Consider the following 17,448-nt stretch of genomic DNA (forward strand, 5'->3'; position numbering starts at 1 on the left):
ACAATGACTATACAAAATAGCTCAAAAGATGATGTGGGCGAAATTTTATATCTTTATGACGAGGCGGTTAAGCTTCAAAAGATAAAAGGTGCTGCTCCTTGGCCGAAATTTAGTCGCGAGTTTATAGAGACCGAGATCAAAGAAAATAGGCAGTTTAATATAAAAATAGAGGGCACAATAGCTTGCGTTTGGGCGATAGCCTTTGATGACGCTCAAATTTGGCAAGAAAGAAACGCCGATGCCGCCATATATATACATCGTATAGCGGTAAATCCTAGCTTTAGAGGGCAAAATTTAGTTTTGCATATAGTCAATTGGGCTAAAGAGTATGCTCTAAAAAGTAGTAAAAATTTTATCAGGCTTGATACGGTAGGTGAAAATTTAGGGCTTATTAAGCATTATCAAAAGTGCGGATTTTGCTTCCTTGGACTTACCGAGATAAAGGATACTAAAGGCTTACCGGCTCATTATCAAAATGCTAAAGTAAGCCTTTTTGAAATTCGTCTTTAAGACCAGAATAAGCGGCTTGCGGGTCGGTTTTGTTTAGATTCACCTAAATTTATTCAAGAGATTTGATAACTTTTATATTTGCCGCTATTTGCATATGTCGTAAAAACACCAGATGATAAAAGTCCCCGTTATGCCAAGGCGCGTCGTAGGTTTGCACCAGATCGCTTACTACGATAACTTCGCGTTTTATGTTTTTTTCGTTTGCGCTTAGCTTGATGTGAAGGGCGAGGTTGTAAACGCAAAGATCGGTGCAGTCGCCAAAGATGACAAAGGTATTCACATTTGGATTTTGCTCTAAAAAGCGGTTAAATCCGTCGCAATACGCCGAGCTTATCGAGTTTTTATAATAAATTTTCATCTCATCAAAAAAGCTTAAATTTTTAAGCTCATCTATCGTCTCAGCCTCGCTCGTTCCTGCTATCGCATGTGGCGGGAAAGCGTCAAATTCGCTTGCTTCTTCGCCATGATTATCTTGGATTAAGATGAAATTTTTAAAGCCAAACTCATCGTGCGCTCTTTTAAATGTATCTGCCAAATTTTTAGCTATAGCGCCCACTCTTGGACTAGATAACGCGCCCTCACAGCAAAAGCCGTTTATCATATCTACGCTTACGAAGACGATATTTTTGCCACCGTTTTTAAAAAGCTCGCTCATCTTAAGTGGCTTTAGCTCTTCGTGCCAAATTTCTAATTCGTCTAAAATTTTTCTATCAAGTTTCATTTTTGCCTTTCAAATTTTATAAATTTACTCGCTTTTTGCCTTGTAAATAGGCAAATTTATGCAAAATCGCTTCGGATTTAGCATGATTTCGATACTTCCTTTGTGTGCGTTTATGATCTGCAAGCACAGGTGCAACCCAAGCCCGTTTCCTTTAAGCTTGCTCGTCTTAAACGGCTCAAAGACGATTTGCGCATTTGCTATATCTACTCCGCTATCAAATATGACGAAGCGATGCTCCTGGGATGTTTTTTCATATTCAAGCCTTATTTCCCCGCTTTCATCATCACTTTGCTCGATAGCGTCAATCGCGTTAAAAAGCATGTTTTGAAAGACTATCGCAAGCAGGTCTTTGTCGCCATTATAGTAAGCGTTTGGAAAATTTAGCTCGAAATTTATCTCTTTTGAGTAGGCGTAGTAGGCTATTGCTTCCTCGCATTCGCTTTTTAATTCGTTAAAATTAAACACGCTAGGATTTATGCTAAGCCCCTTTGTAAAGAGCAGGGTTGCTTTAATGATACGCTCTACTCGCCAAATAGCCCTTTGAATCTCGCTTACTACGGGCTTTGTTTTTTCATCGGCTCGCTTTAAAAGGGTTGAAGTTAGAAGCGAGATCGAACCTATGGGATTTCTTATCTCGTGAGCTAAGTGGGCGGCAACCTGTCCCATAGAGGCTAGTCGCTCTGTTCGCTTTTCTTTTGTTATGTCTGTTGCAGAGATGATTTTCTTACCGTTTTTTTGAGTTGTTTTTATGAGATAAATTTGACCGTGTAGTTCTATCTCTTCGCTATTTTCATCGATTAAATTTAAAAGTTTTGGAATTTTAAGCGCTTCTGAGTTTTGCAAGAAAATTTCGCCCTTTTCATCTATGACCCAGATGGCGGTGGGTAAAATTTCCACGATCTCTTTTATGAAATTTTGCAAATTTGAGTATGAATTCGTGAGGTTTTTATACTCTTGCTCGATTAGATAAGTCTGCTCTATCAGGCTTTTTAACCCATCTTGTATGCTTGTTTTTTCATCCATTTATCAGCTCCTCAAAATCTTTCATATCAAAAAGCATTACTCGCTCGTCTTTTAATCTCTCAAGCTCTTTGCTAAAGCCGCTCTTTGAAAAAAGCGCAAATTTATATGGTTCAAGCTGCAATCTGCCACATTTTTTAGCAAGCAAATTTAGCACATTTTTGCATATCTTATGCTCTTTAAATTTCGCCTCTCCGACTATGATCTGTTCATTAATTTTTAAAAACAGATCGATCTCAACCTCTCTTGTCCACAGGCTGCTTACTCTATCAAATTCTACGCCAAATTTGTGCGCTAAAAGCTCCCTGCAAATAAGCTCAAATCCAAAGCTCGCATAATCATCGAAATTCGCCCTTATATCTCGCATAACGTTATCAAAATTAGCCTCTTCAAGCAGACTTAAATTTGGCTCTATAAATCTAAACCAAAATCTAGTGAAATTATCGCTAAAACGTATTTTATCCTCTACCTGATATCTTCTTAAATGCTTTTTTAAGAGCTGTCCTTTTGGCGCTTTTATAGGCTTTTCAAGGCTCTTTTCAACACTTATGAGCTCTCTTTCAAAAAGCTCTTTATAAACTCGTTTGGCGACTTGTTGGGAGAAAATTTTATGGATATTAAACCTCTTTCTATCGCTCTTTGCAAGACGCATTAGTGCAAGGCTAAGTTCGTTTTTAAGCGGAGTGTTAAAGCTAAATTTTGGTTTTAAATTTTGAAATTCTCTTACTATACAAACCTCAATCGCCTCAAAAATATCGTAAAAATTTGCACTTGTATCATGAGCGTCAAAAACGCAGTGGAAATTTATAAGCTCGTGTATATCAAGGTGTTTGAAGCGTTTATAAGAGGATTTTAACGTATGGATTTGTTCTCCTTTTTAGCCCATTTTAGCACACTTTTGGTTATAATCACTTTTAAAAACTAAGGCGAGAATGTGCTGAATTTGGATGAAGTTAGAAAAAATATCATTTTAAAAGACGGAATTTATTATTTTGATTATACCGCTTCGGGGCTTGCTTATGAGCCTATCGAAAAAGAAGTTTTAAAATTTCTAAAAACTTACGCCAATACACATTCTGATAGCTCCTCAAACGCTATTTTAACCCAGCGCAGATACGAAAACGCAAGAAGCGAGCTTAAAAATTTACTCGCTCTTAACGATGAGTTTTATCTCATTGGTTGCGGAAGCGGAGCAAGTGCTGCGATAAAGAAATTTCAAGAGATCATGGGGCTTTATATACCGCCAAATACTCGCAAAAGATACAATATAAAAGCGATTTCAAATTTGCCTTTAGTTATCGTGGGGCCTTACGAACACCACTCAAACGAAGTTAGCTTTCGCGAAGGGATGTGCGATGTCCTTAGAATAGGGCTTGATGAAGACGGCGGAGTTGATTTTAAAATGCTTGAGCGTGTGCTTGAGATGAATAAAAACCGCGAGATCATCGCCTCTTTTAGCGCAGCTTCAAACGTTACGGGCGTTATTAGCGATTATAAAAGAATTTATGAGATGATTAAATCTCATGGTGGAGTGCTTGCGCTTGATGCGTCAAGTATTAGCGCTTATGCAAATGTGGATTGCAATTACTTTGACGCGCTGTTTCTAGCACCTCATAAGCTGCTTGGCGGGGTTGGAAGTTGTGGGCTTTTAGCGATTAGAAAATCGCTTATAGATAACTTTGAGCCTACTTTTGCAGCAGGCGGAACGGTGGCTTACGTAAGCAGGACGAGCCATCAGTTTGTAAAGAATTTCGAGCAGCTAGAAGAGGGCGGCACTCCGGGCATAATCCAAATGATAAGGGCAAATTTAGCCTACAAGCTTAGAAACGAGATCGGATTTGAGCGCATTAAAGAGCGTGAAGATGAATTAAACGAGCTGTTTGCAAACGAACTTGCAAATATCGATGACGTGATATGCTACTCGCCTAAAAATTTGGCTCGCGTGCCGATATTTGCATTTAATGTTAAAGGCATTTCGCCTTATGATTTTGCAGCAACTCTTAGCAATGACTACGGCATACAAACCCGAGCAGGATGTGCTTGTGCAGGACCTTACGGGCATGATTTGCTAAATTTAAAAGACAATCAAACCTTTGACAAAAAGCCCGGCTGGGTTAGAGTGAGCTTGCACTATACGCATACTAAAGACGATGTGCTTTATCTTATAAGCGCTATTAAAAAAAGTATTGAGAAACATAAAAACGTTTGGGGGGAGGAGCTTGCGCTTCACTCGATATTTGCGGGTAAAATTTGATAATTTACAAAAATCTGCTTAAGTTTTTGTAGTTTTCGCTTATGCTCTCAGGTCTATAAAGAGCCGAGATAACCGCGATAAGATCAACTTCCAGAGATAAAATTTGATCTATGTTTTGAGCGTTTATGCCGCCGATTACGCAGATGGGTATGTCTAAAATTTCTTTAGCCTGCAGTATGGTTTCAAAAGAGCACCTTATCGCGGCAGGCTTTGTAGGGCTTGAAAAAACGCTGCCAAATGCAACATAGCTTGCTCCTGCGTCTTGTGCTTTAATGGCTAAATTTATGTCGTTATAGCAGCTTGCACCGATAAACGCATCTTTGCCTAGAATTTCTCGCACAGCTTTTATATCGCCGTCATCTTTACCGATATGAACGTATTTAGCTCCTATTTTTTTAGCAAAAACAATATCATCGTTTATGATAAATTTTGCTCCAAAATCATCGCAAAGTTCTAAAAGCTTACGTACTAAAGCTTCGTTTTTAAAAGTTTTTTTGCTTCTGTATTGAAAATATTTGATGCCACACTCTAAAATTTCACGAGTTTGTCCTAAAATAGTTTCATCAGGTGTTAAAATATCATCGCTGATTGCGTAAATTTGAGCCAAATATCACCTCCTTGTTTATGTTACGGTTCATTCTCCAAAATCCCTTCCGAAATCCTCTCCAAACTGCTTGCGAAACTCTATTATGATCTTTGGCTTTTCTTCTTCTAGTGTTTTTGTAGAGTTTATCTCTTTTGGCTTTTCCGGTTCTTTTGCTTCAGACTTTTTACCGCTTAGGCACTCAAAAATTTTAGGGAATTTCTTCTCGATTTCACTCTTTTTTTTATCAGGTTTTATCTTTTTATACTCTTTTGTTTTTGGTATTGCAAGTGAATATTTTACGAGAGTCTTGTTTAAAATTTTACTCTCATTGCTCACTTCGCAGAGCCATCTATCTCTTAAGCTTTTATCGGACGATATATAGAAATTTTGTCCCGGTTTGATAAATTTATAGATTTGATCTTTGTAAAAGATATTAAATTCTTCAATTAACTTTTTATCTTTTGTGCATTTTTGAACATCGTAAAGCTTAATTCCATATAGCTTGCAAGGGGCTGTTTTAAGGATATTTATTCTAAAAATAAAGGTGTCTTCAATCTTTTCCGTAAAAAGAGCCACCACTCTTTCTTTGGCAAAAATTTGTACTTGAAATATAAAAAATAGAGATAGAAGAGTCGCGCAACCTTTAAAGTTCGATTTAAAAATCGCGCGAAAATTCATTATTTAAGATCGTATTTTTCTAAAAGCTTGTCGTAAGTTCCATCTTTTTTGATCTCGTCAAGAGCGACATTTATCTTCTCTATAAGCTCTTTATGTTTATCTTTATCAAATGCCATAGAAAAGCCTTCGCTTCCGTCAGATTCTTTAAAAAACTCCACTAGATCAGGATTTTGTTTTAGGTATCCGTATCCTATGGAGCTATCAAGTATTACAGCATCCATCTTTCCGGCTTTTAGACCAAGGATTAGTGGTACAGTCTCTTCTGCAGGCACAACCTTCGCTCCGTCTATATCTTTTGCTGCGATTTCTTGCACGGTTCCTAGTTGAGCGCCTATTTTTTTGCCTTTAAGGCTTTTTTTATCTGTTATCTTATTGTTACTTTTTTTCTTCAGATATATATTTTCTGTAGAATAGTAAGATTTTGTAAAATCTATAGATTTTCTTCTCTCGTCGGTAGCGCTCATGGCACTCGCAACACCATCTATTTTGCCTGCTTTAAGAGCCGGTATTATACCATCAAAACTCATATTAACGAATTTATACTCAAATCCTGCTCTTTTTGATAGTTCTTGAACCAAGTCTATATCAAAACCAGTGATTTTATTTTGATCGTTTATAAATTCAAATGGTGGATAGTTGGCAGCTGTACCTATTTTAAGCTCGGCAGCTCCAAGCCAAACAAAAGACGCTAAAAACAAAGCAAACAATTTTTTCATGCATACTCCTTTTAAAATTTTCTAATTATAATACAATAAATTTAATGATTTAGAACTTTACTTAAAAATTCTTTTAAACGTTGATTTTGTGGGTTTTCAAAGACATTTTTAGGCTTATCGTCCACAGTGATTCTGCCTCCATCCATGAAAAATATTCTATTTGCAACATTTCTTGCAAAGCCCATCTCATGCGTAACTACAAGCATTGTGATGCCTTTTGAGGCCACATCTCTCATTATATCAAGCACCTCTCCTATCATCTCCGGGTCAAGCGCTGATGTAGGTTCGTCAAACAGTATCACCTCGGGATTCATCGCCAAGGCTCTAGCTATTGCTATACGCTGCTTTTGACCACCTGAGAGCTTATGAGGAAAAGCCTCTTTTTTATCACTTAACCCTACGCTTTTAAGTAGCTCAAGCGCTTTTTTCTCCGCATCCTCTTGGCTCATTAGACCTGTTTTAATAGGTGCTAGAGTCAAATTTTCTAAAACATTTTTATTTGCAAATAGGTTAAAGTGCTGAAAGACCATGCTTACTTTTTGGCGAATTTTATTAATATCTGCTTTTTTGCTTAGTATATCTTCACCGTTTATCTTGATGTGTCCACTTGTTGGCTCTTCAAGACGGTTTATGCAACGTAAAAAGGTACTTTTACCTCCACCACTAGGACCTATTATGGCTATTACTTCGCCTTGTTTGATATCTACATTTATATCTTTTAAAACTTGCAGATCGCCGTAATTTTTATTTAAATTTCTAATCTCAATCATGTCTATTTAGCCTCTCTTCAAGCTTTTTGGCTAGGAATGAAAGTGTTTTAATGCTCACGTAATAGACCACTCCTGTGAAAATTATCGGCTTTGGATTATAAAATACTGCTTGTAGGCTTTTGCTCTGCATTGTAATATCAACTACGCTAATAAATCCAACTACCGATGTCTCTTTAAAAAGTGAGATAAATTCATTCGCAAGAGCCGGCAGGATATTTTTGGTTGCCTGAGGGAAAACCACCTCTCTCATTGATATGCCGTAGTTTAGCCCCATTGCGCGAGCCGCTTCCATTTGACCTTTATCTACGCTATTTACTCCGCCTCTTACTATTTCGGCTACATATGCGGAGCTGTTTAGTCCAAGAGCTATTATGGCTACGTAAAAGTTATCGCTCCACGTAGCGAAAATCACTACGGAAAATATTAAGAGCTGTAATAGTATAGGTGTTCCACGCAATATATCTATATATTCATCGATTATAAAATTTAAAATTTTGATATTTAAAAATTTTAAAAACGCTAGAGTAAAACCTAACGCTATTCCTATTAAAATTCCGCCTGATGCAAGACCTAGAGTTACACCGTAGCTTTTAAGATAAGCCATACGTTGAATTTCGTTCATTTCGGTAGGGTAAAAGTAGTATGTGCCAAATCCTACTATAAAAATAAAGAATAAAAATTTAAAAAATCTCTCGTTCAATTTTTTACCTTTTTAAAGTGAAACATAAAACGTAGAATATACAAAAAAAATAATATTTTTTTGCTTAAGTTGGGTTACTTTTTCGTAGAGAAGATGCTGAAATTTTTAAATAAATACTCCATATTTTTTAAATTTTAATAAATTAAATGCTACTATACTATTTTTAAATTTTATTACAGGGGCTTGATTTATGGAGTTTAGCGCTTATATTGCGATTGCTATATATTTTGGATTTTTGCTTGTAGTGGGCAAATATGCTTATGACAAAAACGCCAGCATGAACGAATATTTGCTGGATAATCGCCGCTTAGGTCCCGTTGTGACTGCTCTTAGCGCAGGAGCTAGCGATATGAGCGGTTGGATGTTGCTAGGGCTTCCAGGAGCGCTTTATGCTACAGGGCTTGCCAATGCGTGGATAGCCATAGGGCTTACTATCGGAGCTTATTGTAATTATCGCTTTTTAGCAAAAAGACTTCGCGTATATACCGAGGTTGCTAGCGATAGTATCACTATTCCTGACTTTTTAGAAAATCGTTTTAAAGACAACACAAAGATACTTAGGATAGTTTCCGGACTGATTATTCTTGTATTCTTTACGTTATATGTTAGTAGTGGAATAATCGCGGGCGGAAAGAGCTTTGAGAGTTTTTTCGGGCTTGATTTCAAGATAGGCGCTATATTTACACTTTTTATAGTTGTTTTTTATACTTTTTTTGGAGGATTTAAGGCTGTTTGCATAACAGACGCATTTCAGGGCACGCTAATGTTTTTAGTTTTGGTTTTGGTGCCTACTGTTGCATTTTTTAATCTGAATTTACCAGATGGTGCCAGTTTGTGGAGCGAGATTAGCAAGTATAGTAAAGATCATCTCGATATATTTTATAATCAGAATTTTTTAAGCGTTTTGGGTCTTATGGCTTGGGGGCTTGGATACTTCGGACAACCTCACATCATAGTGCGCTTTATGGCGATAAGAAGTTCAGCAGAGCTTGCTCAAGCACGCAGGATAGGTATCGGCTGGATGGCTTTGGGATTAATAGGAGCCATGATGAGCGGACTTATAGGCTTTGTATACTATAGTCAATTAGGAGCTCCGCTAAAAGATCCAGAAACTGTATTTTTAAAGCTTGGAGAGACGCTTTTTCACCCATTTATAGTAGGAGTTATTATCTCTGCCGTACTTTCGGCTATCATGAGTACCATTTCAAGCCAGCTGCTAGTAAGCGCAAGCTCTGTAACAAAGGATTTTGTGTTCGCATTTTATAAAAAAGAGTTGGATGAAAAAGTTCAAGTAGCCTTTGGTAGATATGCCGTAGTTGCTGTAGCTCTTACTGCAACATTTATTGCATTTTTTTCAGACGATAGTGTTTTAAGCGTGGTTGGAAATGCATGGGCTGGATTTGGCGCTAGCTTTGGTCCCGTTATATTATTTAGTCTTTACTGGAAGAGAATGAGCGCGCTAGCCGCACTTGCGGGCATGATAGTAGGTGGAGCGACTGTAATAATATGGATAATGCTTGGATTAAGCTCCGAAATTTATGAAATTTTACCAGGTTTTATCGCATCAAGTATAGCTATAGTAATTATTAGCTTATGGGGCGATGCGATAGATAAGATGACTAATGAGCCAAATAGTAAAATCGTGCAAGATGAATTTGAAAAGATGAAAACAAGGCTTTAACTTTGAAAAATAGCATAAAATGCGCCAATTGCGGTCATGAAATTGATGTAAATTTAGCCCTCAAAAGAGAACTTGAGCTTGAATTTAACCAAAAAATGGCTCTTAAGCAGCGTGATTTTGAAAAAGAGCTAGAAGTAAAGCGAAGTGAGTATAAAACGCATTTTGAGGCTTTAAAACAAAAGGAGAAAGAGTTTGAAAAGAACTTGCAAGATGCTTTAAATTTAAAAAAAGCAGAGCTTGAAAATGAACTAAAAAGCAAATTTGAAAGTGAAAATTTAACTCTTATAAACTCTCTTAAAGCCGAGCTTGAGACAAAATCTAGGCAAGTTAGCGAGCTAAATTTAAAAACTGTTGAGATAGAAAAACTAAAACGAGAAAAAGATGAGCTAGAATCTAGTATAAAAGCTAAGGCTGAGCTTGAATTTAGTGCTAAACTATCACAGGAAAAAGAGAAAATTCAAAAGCTAATCGAATCTCAAAATGAGCTTAAATTTCGCCAAAAAGATGAGCAGATGGAGGCTTTGAAAAAGCAGCTAAATGATGCTCAGCGCAAGATAGAGCAGGGCAGTCAGCAGCTTCAAGGCGAAGTGCAAGAGCTTGCGATAGAAGAGTGGCTTAGGCTTAAATTCCCACTTGACGTGATAGAAGAGGTTAAAAAGGGTGCAAACGGCGCTGACTGCATGCAGATAGTAAACACAAGAGATATGCAAAACTGCGGTAAAATCTACTATGAGAGCAAGCGAACGAAGAATTTTTCAAACGAATGGACAGAGAAATTTAAAGCCGATATGCGTTCAAGCGGTGCTGATGTGGGAATTTTAGTAAGTGAAGCTAGACCAAAAGATATGGAGCGACTGGGGCTGGTTGATGGTGTGTGGGTGTGTTCGTATGAAGAGTTTAAGGCGCTTAGCTTTGTGCTTAGAAATGGTTTGGTTGAGCTAAAATTTGCTAAAAATTTGAGTCAAAATCAAGGTAGTAAAATCGAACTTTTATACAGTTATCTAACTAGCAATGAGTTTAAAATGCGAATTGAAGCCATTGTAGAGGGCTTTACTTCAATGCAAGATGATCTCATAAAAGAGCAAAATGCGATGAAGCGAATTTGGAAGAGTCGCGAAAAACAGATAGAAAAAGTTCGCGATAATGCCATAGAGATGTTTGGATCTATTAAAGGGATTGCTGGAAATGCTATCGGCGAGATAAAGAGGCTTGAGCTTGGATTTGATGATGGCGATGAAATGCAGAGTGAGTGAAATTTGAGATCAAATTTCACAAATTTGCTTAATTGTTTCGCAATTTAATATTAGATTATACGAGAATGCGTCTATAACGATACCAGCATATTTTTCTTTTGAGGCTTCTAGCATAGCAAGATAGTTTTTAATCTGTAAATTTAACACTTCTTGTTCGCTATCACTTCTCCATTTCATCATTTCTTCTTTGCTTGTAAAAGCTGGAAAATAGCTGAGAGTACTTTCTTCATCTTCAAGCAGAATAAATTTGATATTTGAACCTTCTTCCTCATAGACAGCTTTTCCGTCAGGCTTTGCTAAGGCTTGATTTATAATAACAGGCGCTATAAATTCTGCCTTCTTGAGTTCTTTTATAAGCTCATTTTCGTTTTTATTACTTGGATTATCTAAAAATTGTTTCATTGATTTAACTAAAACTTCGGACATTTTTACCTCTATTTTTAAAATTTTGAGAAATTATACATTTTTTAAAATTTTAAATCAAAATTTAGCGATAAATAAGTTTCGAGGTGATATAATCACAACTTCAATTTAGCTAATGGGTTCATAGCTCAGTTGGTTAGAGCATCCGGCTCATAACCGGATGGTCCCAGGTTCGAGTCCTGGTGAACCCACCATTACCTATTTTTTAAGCAATCTTTAAACTTCAAATTATTTCACAAAATTACTATAAATACGAGCTTTAATTATTTAAAACCACTATCAATTCATATAAACAGATTATGCTTTTGTGTGTAAGCTTAGAAAGCAATATAAGATTAGTGTAAAAGGAAATTTTCGGGCCTGTAGGCGTTATCATCAAATTTAAGAATGAAAAAGAGCTTATTAAGATGGTAAATGATAGCGAATATGGCCTTGGCGGCGGGGTCTTTACTAAAGATATCACAAAAGCTCTAAGAACAGCGCGCGCGATGGAAACAGGTCGCGTCTGGGTAAACTGCTATAACCAAATTCCTGCCGGAAGTCCGTTTGGCGGATATAAGAACTCAGGTATAGGCAGAGAGACTCATAAAATCATACTTGAGCACTGTACTCAGATGAAAAATATCATGATTGATCTAACGGGAAAACCAAGCGGCTTTTACTGATATTTAAACGTCCCCTAAATTTAGGGGACGTTTGATTTTGTTTCGTATGAATTTTTAAAATTTGCACACAAATATCACTTTATCTTGAAAGTAAACGAAGCGATCAGTATCTCCTCATCGCATCTTTTACTCTCACCAAAGGCTCTTTTGTGCATGACTTTTAGTATCCATTTGCCGGGTGCTAAAGCCATAACTTCGGTTATACCTTCTAAATCAGTAGTTGCCGAAAATGCAAATTTATCTTTTAAAAATTTATCAAATGTTCCGTCTATTCTAGCCGTTTTAAGCGGCTTTCCTTCAAGCAGAATTTGAATTTTAAAAGGCTTATTTATATCAAAATTTACAGGATTTTCAAGCGGCACTATCTCCAGCTTTTGCCCTATGGTTTTAGTTACAAACTCATCTTGTTCGCTGTCAATATTTACAACCTCTTTTGCATACATTGAAGCTTGCATGCAGTAAGCGGAATCTGCTATCTGATCTTTTGTCTTATCCATATACCATTTGCCGTTTGCGTCTTTTGACCAAAACGTGCTTTTATACTCGCCTGCTAGGATATAACTTCCTTTTTTAAGCTTTTCTCCTTCGTAGTGGTAGCTTTCGCCTGTTTGGATTAGCTCTGTTTTGCCTCCGTCTTTTGAGATGATTGTAAGCGGAATAAAGGATTTAGTCTCATCTTTGGGTATCATCTCTTGATGAGGGAAGTTGTGTCCGTAGCCTATATCGGCTCTAAATTTATCCGAATTTTCTCCAAACACCCAAAAGTCATGAGCGTACGCTGCGTTTAGTATTGCGAGAGTAAATAGCGTAGCTAAAATTTTATTTATCATGATTATTCCTTAGATTAAAGAAATTTGGCATCAAATTTAACGCCAAATTTTAAAAGCTATATTTAACTCCAAGCCCAAAAGTTCTGCCCTTATCATACTCTACAAGCACGCCGTAAGATCTATCAAAGACATTCATCGGATACTCTTTGTCGGCTATGTTTTTAGCGTATAGATATACGTCGAAATTTTTCTTCATATAGCCTATCTTGGCGTCAGCCGTGAAGTAGCTTGCCCTAGCGACTGAGTTTTGAGGATCAAAGTATGTTTTTCCGATGAGGTTACCGTCTATCCTTGCATATAGTCCAAACGGCGCATAATACGAAGCTCCAAGTGAGAATTTATATTCCGGATTGTATTCGATTTTGTTGCCTTTGTTGTTTTTGCCGTTAGGGCTAATATAATTGCCGTATTTTGTTCTAAGTAAGCTTGCAGCCATGTTTATAGCAAGCTCTTTTGTAGCTCTTGCTACACCTTCTAGCTCAATGCCCATTGAGGTTGCCTTATCGGCGTTTCCTGTTATGAAATTTGCTGGGTTTTTAGGATCTATCATGTAGATATGGGTATCTTTTATATCCATATAAAAGGCAGCCGCTGAAAATCTAAAACTATCATAGGCCCCTTTTATGCCGATTTCGTAGTTGTCGCTGGTTTGTGACTCAAATTTATTCTCATCTTTTGTTCCTCCCATAGGAAATGAGTTAAATCCTCCCGCTAGATAGCCTTTAGCATACATCGCGTAAATGCTAAGTTCATCTTGTAAGGCGTATTCAAGAGCTATCTTTGGCAGGAATTTGTTCCAGCTTGCATCGTTTTCAAACGAGTAAAACGGTGCAGTTTTGCTTGAGCCGACAGGATACATATAGGTATCTACCTTGATATCTTTTTTGATCTTTTGGTATCTTCCGCCAAGCGTTAGATCAAGCTTTGAGGTAATAGGATATATGGCTTGAGCGAAGATTGAAGCTGTTTTGCTGTTCATCTTTGCAGGTGCGTCCATTTCCGTAGGCGTTCCCATCATCATAAACTGCATGCCCATTTTTCTTATATCTATCTTTTCGTTTTCAAAGAAAAGCCCGGCAATCCATCTTAAATTTTGCTCTTCATTGCTTGAGAGCCTAAATTCTTGAGATAAATTTTTAATTCTCATATCAGAAAACATGATTAGATTGTTGTTGTGCGGAAAATACTTGCTTCCCGCATCTAAGTCGTAGTTGCTTGACTGATCTATCTTTTTATATGTGGTGATAGAGCTTAGATCTACACTGTCAAAATTATAAGTGGCGTTTAGGGCGATGGAATTTGACTTTTCAAGTGAGTGTGTTTCACTTTCAAGCCTTGTTGTTTTGACATCGTCTCTTTTGAAGCTTTTAAATTTGTCATAAGGGATTACTATGCCGTCCGTGCCGTTAAATTTCTTGTAGTATCTATCCGCAAAAAGCTTTAAAGATAGCCTATCCGTAGGTATAAATTTCAAATTTAGTCCGAAGTTGTTAAGCTCTTTGCCGTTTGATTTTTTGCCTGTTATCTCGTCAGTGATCCAGCCTTGATCTTTGGATGCTGAGCCGTTTAGCCCAAGATATAGCACGTCATCTACAAGTGCGCCGTTTGCCTCAAAGGTGCCGACTCTGTATTTATATGAGCCATACTCTGCGCCGACACTTCCCGACCACTCGTTGCTAGGCTCTTTTAAGACCACGTTGATAACGCCGCCGATAGAGTCTTTACCGTAGATCGCACTTGACGGACCTTTTAGGATTTCGATTCTCTCCACGTTTGTGATAGGCACGTATGCTCCAAATTGATTACCGTGCGCTACACCATTTATGAAGATCGTTACAGGATTTGTTCTGGTAAATATCGAGCCGTTAAGCCCTCTTGTAAAAATTCCTCCGTGAAGCCCCGTTGTGGTCGATATACTTGGCACGCTTTTTAGCAGGTCTTCTATGGTTTTTATACCCTTTTCCTCTACTTCTATACTGTCAATCACACTGATACTTTGTGGGATATCTTTTAGTTTTTCCTCTATTTTGTTTGCTGTTACTTTAACCTCGCCAAGAGATACGCTCTCTGTTGCAAAGATATACGGGCATGCCGCTAAAGAGATAACGGCTGCAACTTTTAAGTATTTAGCTTTCACTTTAACTCCTGATTGTAAAAATATTTAAGTTTCATTTTACTATAATGGGATAATTATTATCAATACAAAAATATCGCTAAAAGGATTAAAAGATAGCGTTAGTTGGATTATTTTCAAATTTGTGGAGAGACTATGAGTGAAAGCAGAAAGCTTGATAAATTTTTTGATGAATTTGAGTGTAGAGTCGAATTTGGCGAAGAGAAAAAATATAAAGAAATTTCATTTAAAGATGAAAATTTAAACTGCGAACTTGAGTATTACGAGACGGGAAGCGGGCTTGGTTACTGCTCTTACGATATAAGATATAGCGAAAATTTAAGGTATCTCTCAAAGAAGAGCCCGCACTCCTTTTTATGCTTTAATGTGGGGCAGAGTGCAAACAGCTTAAGCTGGTCAAAAGATAGCCTTGTTTTAAAGCCGGGACAGCTGTGTATGGGCAGTATAAACGATAGCTTTATGGCGACAAGCAAACATCAGGGTAAAAGCTACAAGAGCCAGTCGATAATAATTGAAAATTCGCTCATCCAAGAGCTTGGAATTTTTAAAATTTTAAGTAGCGATGATGAGTTTTGCGCTAGGATAATAGATACAAATTTGACTCAAAATTTGATACTAAAAGAGCTCGCAAACTCTAAAATTTATAGCGGAAAGATGAGAGAAATTTTTATAGAGTCTAAAATTTTAGAGATGGTTTATAAAAGCTTTGCGGAAGTAAAAGCCCAAGATAGCGACAAATTTAGATATAGTGAAGATGATTTGAAACTGATACATAAAGCAAGAGAAATTTTGCTTAAAGATATACAAAATCCACCAACCATAAAAGAGCTTGCAACTCTTTGTGCTACGAACGAATTTAAGCTTAAAAATGGGTTTAAACACTGCTTTAACACGACGATTCATAGAGCTTTGCAAGATGAGCGCCTAAAGATAGCTAAAAGCCTTCTTGAACAAAACGATATAAACGTAAAAGAGGCTGCAAAGATAGTGGGATATAGCAGTTTCGCGCATTTTACTAAGATATTTAAAGAGAAATTTGGCGTATTGCCTATGGAAATTTTAAGAGGCGGTAAATTTTAGCTTTTTAAGCTAAGTTTTTGAGCTTAGGAAATTACCTGCTATAATGGCTGAAATTTTACAAGGAGAAAATATGCCAAAAGATGCAAACGGAACAGAACTAAACGCCGGAGATAACGTAACTTTGATAAAAGATTTAAAGGTAAAAGGCGCAGGCGCTACTCTTAAAAGAGGAACGATAGCAAGAAATATAAAGCTAACCGGCAATGATAAAGAGGTTGAGTGTAGGATAGATAAGATGGGTGTTATCGTACTTAAAACCGAGTTTTTAAAGAAGGCGTAAGTTAAAATTTAATCTTTACAAAGCGATATGTCGGATCAAATCTAAAGGTAAGCAGATTTTGTAAAATCCCAAATAGGCTTAAAAATGTAACAAAACTGCTTCCTCCGTAGCTGTAAAACGGAAGCGGAATACCTACAACCGGAGCAAATCCAATAGTCATCATAATGTTTACACTTACATAGATAAATATCAAAATTCCAATTCCAGTCGTCACCACTTGCGTGAAATAATCATCTTTAAGACCGTAGTTTAGGCTAAGCAGATGGGTGATTAAAAATCCGTAAAACATCATCAGCGTAAATGCCCCCAAAAAACCAAATCTTTCAATGGTATATGAAAAGATAAAATCACTAGTTGCAATTGGCAAAAATTTAAAGTGCGTTTGAGTGGCTTCATCTTTTGGTTTGCCCGTGAGACCACCGCTTCCTATGGCGACTATGCTTTGGCGAACGTGATAGCTTGATTCTTCGCTTAAAAAATCATTGATTCTTTTTTTCTGATAGTCGTGCAAATTTTCATATATTAAAGGAGCCAATATGACTATACCGGCGGCTATGCTAAGCCATATTTTTTTATTTACCCCTATGATGAATAAAATCGCATATCCCATAATTATAAGGATCAAAGCAGTGCCAAGATCAGGCTCTTTCATAATTAAAAATGCAGGTAGGATTATGTATATACTAAGTCTTAAAAAATCCTTGAGCCCATAACCGTTAATTCCCGGAGGGCGATGCTTTACTAGGTATGCCATCATAAGTAAAAATGATGGCTTGATTATCTCTGATGGCTGAATAGTAAAATGCACAAAAGGGATTTCAAGCCAGCGTTTTGCTCCGAGTTTTGTTACTCCAAATAGATCAACACTTATTAAAAGCGCTATACATAGCCAGTAAAATGCCGGTATGAGCCATTCAAGCCTCCTTATGGGAAGCAGGAAAAAAAATGTAAAAGCGAGTAGTCCTATGCTGAAATATATAAGCTGTTTATTTGATAGAATAGAATTTGCTTCCGAAACTAAAATATATGATAAAATTATAATAGGTAGTATCAAGATTGGTTGAACAAAGTCAAAATGAGTTAGAATTCGCCTATCAAGTCTTATCAAAATTTCGCCTTTTTTAGCGGAATTATAACACCAAAAAGG

The 17,448-nt window shown here is 37.0% G+C and carries 18 protein-coding genes, 1 tRNA gene and 1 pseudogene; 8 read left to right on the top strand and 12 right to left on the bottom strand.

Features of this window, described 5'->3' with window-relative positions:
- Nucleotides 1-3: 3 nt before the first annotated feature.
- Nucleotides 4-510 (top strand): GNAT family N-acetyltransferase, encoded by a 507-nt coding sequence (locus CDOM16189_RS02860; protein ID WP_169974219.1) that lies wholly within the window; start codon nt 4-6, stop codon nt 508-510.
- Nucleotides 511-559: 49 nt separating this feature from the next.
- On the opposite strand, the gene CDOM16189_RS02865 is transcribed toward CDOM16189_RS02860, so the two are convergent.
- Genes CDOM16189_RS02865 through CDOM16189_RS02875 form a run of 3 tightly spaced genes read right to left on the bottom strand, consistent with a single transcriptional unit; the run spans nt 560 to nt 2,903 of the window.
- On the bottom strand, nt 560-1,231 hold the full coding sequence (locus tag CDOM16189_RS02865) for a cysteine hydrolase family protein (protein ID WP_169974217.1): 672 nt from the start codon (nt 1,229-1,231) through the stop codon (nt 560-562).
- A gap of 24 nt (nt 1,232-1,255) precedes the next feature.
- A complete protein-coding gene (locus CDOM16189_RS02870; RefSeq protein ID WP_169974215.1) occupies nt 1,256-2,254 on the bottom strand; it encodes a sensor histidine kinase in 999 nt (332 codons plus the stop codon).
- A complete protein-coding gene (locus tag CDOM16189_RS02875) occupies nt 2,247-2,903 on the bottom strand; it encodes a DUF234 domain-containing protein (RefSeq protein ID WP_249321485.1) in 657 nt (218 codons plus the stop codon). Before CDOM16189_RS02875 ends, CDOM16189_RS02870 begins: the two co-directional genes overlap by 8 nt.
- Nucleotides 2,904-3,185: 282 nt before the next feature.
- On the opposite strand from CDOM16189_RS02875, the gene CDOM16189_RS02880 reads away from it, so the two are divergent.
- Nucleotides 3,186-4,505 carry an aminotransferase class V-fold PLP-dependent enzyme gene (locus CDOM16189_RS02880; protein WP_169974213.1) on the top strand — a complete coding sequence of 440 codons (1,320 nt, stop codon included), beginning with the start codon at nt 3,186-3,188 and terminating at the stop codon, nt 4,503-4,505.
- A 4-nt stretch (nt 4,506-4,509) separates the two neighbouring features.
- Here the strand turns inward: CDOM16189_RS02880 and thiE are convergent, their stop codons facing one another.
- The 5 genes from thiE to CDOM16189_RS02905 form a co-directional block, all read right to left on the bottom strand.
- Complete coding sequence (gene thiE, locus CDOM16189_RS02885; protein WP_169974211.1) at nt 4,510-5,112, bottom strand: thiamine phosphate synthase; 603 nt, start codon at nt 5,110-5,112, stop codon at nt 4,510-4,512.
- A gap of 27 nt (nt 5,113-5,139) precedes the next feature.
- Nucleotides 5,140-5,667 carry a hypothetical protein gene (locus tag CDOM16189_RS02890; protein WP_169974209.1) on the bottom strand — a complete coding sequence of 176 codons (528 nt, stop codon included), beginning with the start codon at nt 5,665-5,667 and terminating at the stop codon, nt 5,140-5,142.
- Nucleotides 5,668-5,768: 101 nt separating this feature from the next.
- A complete protein-coding gene (locus CDOM16189_RS02895; RefSeq protein ID WP_170000716.1) occupies nt 5,769-6,485 on the bottom strand; it encodes a basic amino acid ABC transporter substrate-binding protein in 717 nt (238 codons plus the stop codon).
- Nucleotides 6,486-6,526: 41 nt separating this feature from the next.
- Nucleotides 6,527-7,255 carry an amino acid ABC transporter ATP-binding protein gene (locus tag CDOM16189_RS02900; RefSeq protein ID WP_170000717.1) on the bottom strand — a complete coding sequence of 243 codons (729 nt, stop codon included), beginning with the start codon at nt 7,253-7,255 and terminating at the stop codon, nt 6,527-6,529.
- A complete protein-coding gene (locus CDOM16189_RS02905) occupies nt 7,248-7,955 on the bottom strand; it encodes an amino acid ABC transporter permease (protein WP_170000718.1) in 708 nt (235 codons plus the stop codon). The genes CDOM16189_RS02900 and CDOM16189_RS02905 overlap by 8 nt, the downstream gene beginning before the upstream one ends.
- 190 nt (nt 7,956-8,145) lie before the next feature.
- On the opposite strand from CDOM16189_RS02905, the gene putP reads away from it, so the two are divergent.
- Nucleotides 8,146-9,636: a sodium/proline symporter PutP gene (gene putP, locus CDOM16189_RS02910; RefSeq protein ID WP_169974201.1), complete on the top strand. Its 1,491-nt coding sequence runs from the start codon at nt 8,146-8,148 to the stop codon at nt 9,634-9,636.
- 2 nt (nt 9,637-9,638) lie between these two features.
- Nucleotides 9,639-10,889: a DUF2130 domain-containing protein gene (locus CDOM16189_RS02915; RefSeq protein ID WP_249321489.1), complete on the top strand. Its 1,251-nt coding sequence runs from the start codon at nt 9,639-9,641 to the stop codon at nt 10,887-10,889.
- Between the two features lie 9 nt (nt 10,890-10,898).
- Here CDOM16189_RS02915 and CDOM16189_RS02920 read toward each other — a convergent pair whose 3' ends face one another.
- Nucleotides 10,899-11,315, bottom strand: a complete 417-nt coding sequence (locus CDOM16189_RS02920) for an SseB family protein (protein ID WP_169974199.1) — start codon at nt 11,313-11,315, stop codon at nt 10,899-10,901.
- A gap of 114 nt (nt 11,316-11,429) precedes the next feature.
- Here CDOM16189_RS02920 and CDOM16189_RS02925 point away from each other — a divergent pair.
- A tRNA-Ile gene (locus CDOM16189_RS02925) sits at nt 11,430-11,506 on the top strand.
- Nucleotides 11,507-11,656: 150 nt separating this feature from the next.
- Nucleotides 11,657-11,977 (top strand): annotated as a pseudogene (locus tag CDOM16189_RS02930) (aldehyde dehydrogenase family protein); the annotation flags it as partial.
- A 74-nt stretch (nt 11,978-12,051) separates the two neighbouring features.
- Here the strand turns inward: CDOM16189_RS02930 and CDOM16189_RS02935 are convergent.
- Both CDOM16189_RS02935 and CDOM16189_RS02940 read right to left on the bottom strand, forming a co-directional pair.
- Nucleotides 12,052-12,807 carry a DUF4198 domain-containing protein gene (locus tag CDOM16189_RS02935; RefSeq protein WP_211436560.1) on the bottom strand — a complete coding sequence of 252 codons (756 nt, stop codon included), beginning with the start codon at nt 12,805-12,807 and terminating at the stop codon, nt 12,052-12,054.
- Between the two features lie 49 nt (nt 12,808-12,856).
- The gene (locus CDOM16189_RS02940; protein WP_169974197.1) at nt 12,857-14,944 is read right to left on the bottom strand and encodes a TonB-dependent receptor domain-containing protein; all 2,088 of its coding nucleotides are present in this window, start codon (nt 14,942-14,944) and stop codon (nt 12,857-12,859) included.
- A gap of 132 nt (nt 14,945-15,076) precedes the next feature.
- Here CDOM16189_RS02940 and CDOM16189_RS02945 point away from each other — a divergent pair, with 132 nt between their 5' ends.
- Together CDOM16189_RS02945 and CDOM16189_RS02950 are read left to right on the top strand one after the other, a co-directional pair.
- Nucleotides 15,077-16,021: a helix-turn-helix domain-containing protein gene (locus tag CDOM16189_RS02945; protein ID WP_169974195.1), complete on the top strand. Its 945-nt coding sequence runs from the start codon at nt 15,077-15,079 to the stop codon at nt 16,019-16,021.
- A gap of 70 nt (nt 16,022-16,091) precedes the next feature.
- Nucleotides 16,092-16,301, top strand: a complete 210-nt coding sequence (locus CDOM16189_RS02950; protein ID WP_169974193.1) for an alkylphosphonate utilization protein — start codon at nt 16,092-16,094, stop codon at nt 16,299-16,301.
- A 1-nt stretch (nt 16,302) separates the two neighbouring features.
- Here CDOM16189_RS02950 and CDOM16189_RS02955 read toward each other — a convergent pair whose 3' ends face one another.
- Nucleotides 16,303-17,409, bottom strand: coding sequence for an FtsW/RodA/SpoVE family cell cycle protein (locus tag CDOM16189_RS02955; protein WP_169974191.1), 1,107 nt, complete (start codon nt 17,407-17,409; stop codon nt 16,303-16,305).
- Nucleotides 17,410-17,448: the final 39 nt, after the last annotated feature.

Source organism: Campylobacter sp. RM16189 (assembly GCF_012978815.1).
GTDB lineage: Bacteria > Campylobacterota > Campylobacteria > Campylobacterales > Campylobacteraceae > Campylobacter_A.

What these genes read in the sequence shown, in the direction of transcription:
- CDOM16189_RS02860 (WP_169974219.1), top strand. Translation starts at nt 4, where the DNA reads ATGACTATACAAAATAGCTCAAAAGATGATGTGGGCGAAATTTTATAT.
- CDOM16189_RS02865 (WP_169974217.1), bottom strand. Translation starts at nt 1,231, where the DNA reads ATGAAACTTGATAGAAAAATTTTAGACGAATTAGAAATTTGGCACGAA.
- CDOM16189_RS02870 (WP_169974215.1), bottom strand. Translation starts at nt 2,254, where the DNA reads ATGGATGAAAAAACAAGCATACAAGATGGGTTAAAAAGCCTGATAGAG.
- CDOM16189_RS02875 (WP_249321485.1), bottom strand. Translation starts at nt 2,903, where the DNA reads ATGCGTCTTGCAAAGAGCGATAGAAAGAGGTTTAATATCCATAAAATT.
- CDOM16189_RS02895 (WP_170000716.1), bottom strand. Translation starts at nt 6,485, where the DNA reads ATGAAAAAATTGTTTGCTTTGTTTTTAGCGTCTTTTGTTTGGCTTGGA.
- CDOM16189_RS02900 (WP_170000717.1), bottom strand. Translation starts at nt 7,255, where the DNA reads ATGATTGAGATTAGAAATTTAAATAAAAATTACGGCGATCTGCAAGTT.
- putP (WP_169974201.1), top strand. Translation starts at nt 8,146, where the DNA reads ATGGAGTTTAGCGCTTATATTGCGATTGCTATATATTTTGGATTTTTG.
- CDOM16189_RS02920 (WP_169974199.1), bottom strand. Translation starts at nt 11,315, where the DNA reads ATGTCCGAAGTTTTAGTTAAATCAATGAAACAATTTTTAGATAATCCA.
- CDOM16189_RS02935 (WP_211436560.1), bottom strand. Translation starts at nt 12,807, where the DNA reads ATGATAAATAAAATTTTAGCTACGCTATTTACTCTCGCAATACTAAAC.
- CDOM16189_RS02945 (WP_169974195.1), top strand. Translation starts at nt 15,077, where the DNA reads ATGAGTGAAAGCAGAAAGCTTGATAAATTTTTTGATGAATTTGAGTGT.
- CDOM16189_RS02950 (WP_169974193.1), top strand. Translation starts at nt 16,092, where the DNA reads ATGCCAAAAGATGCAAACGGAACAGAACTAAACGCCGGAGATAACGTA.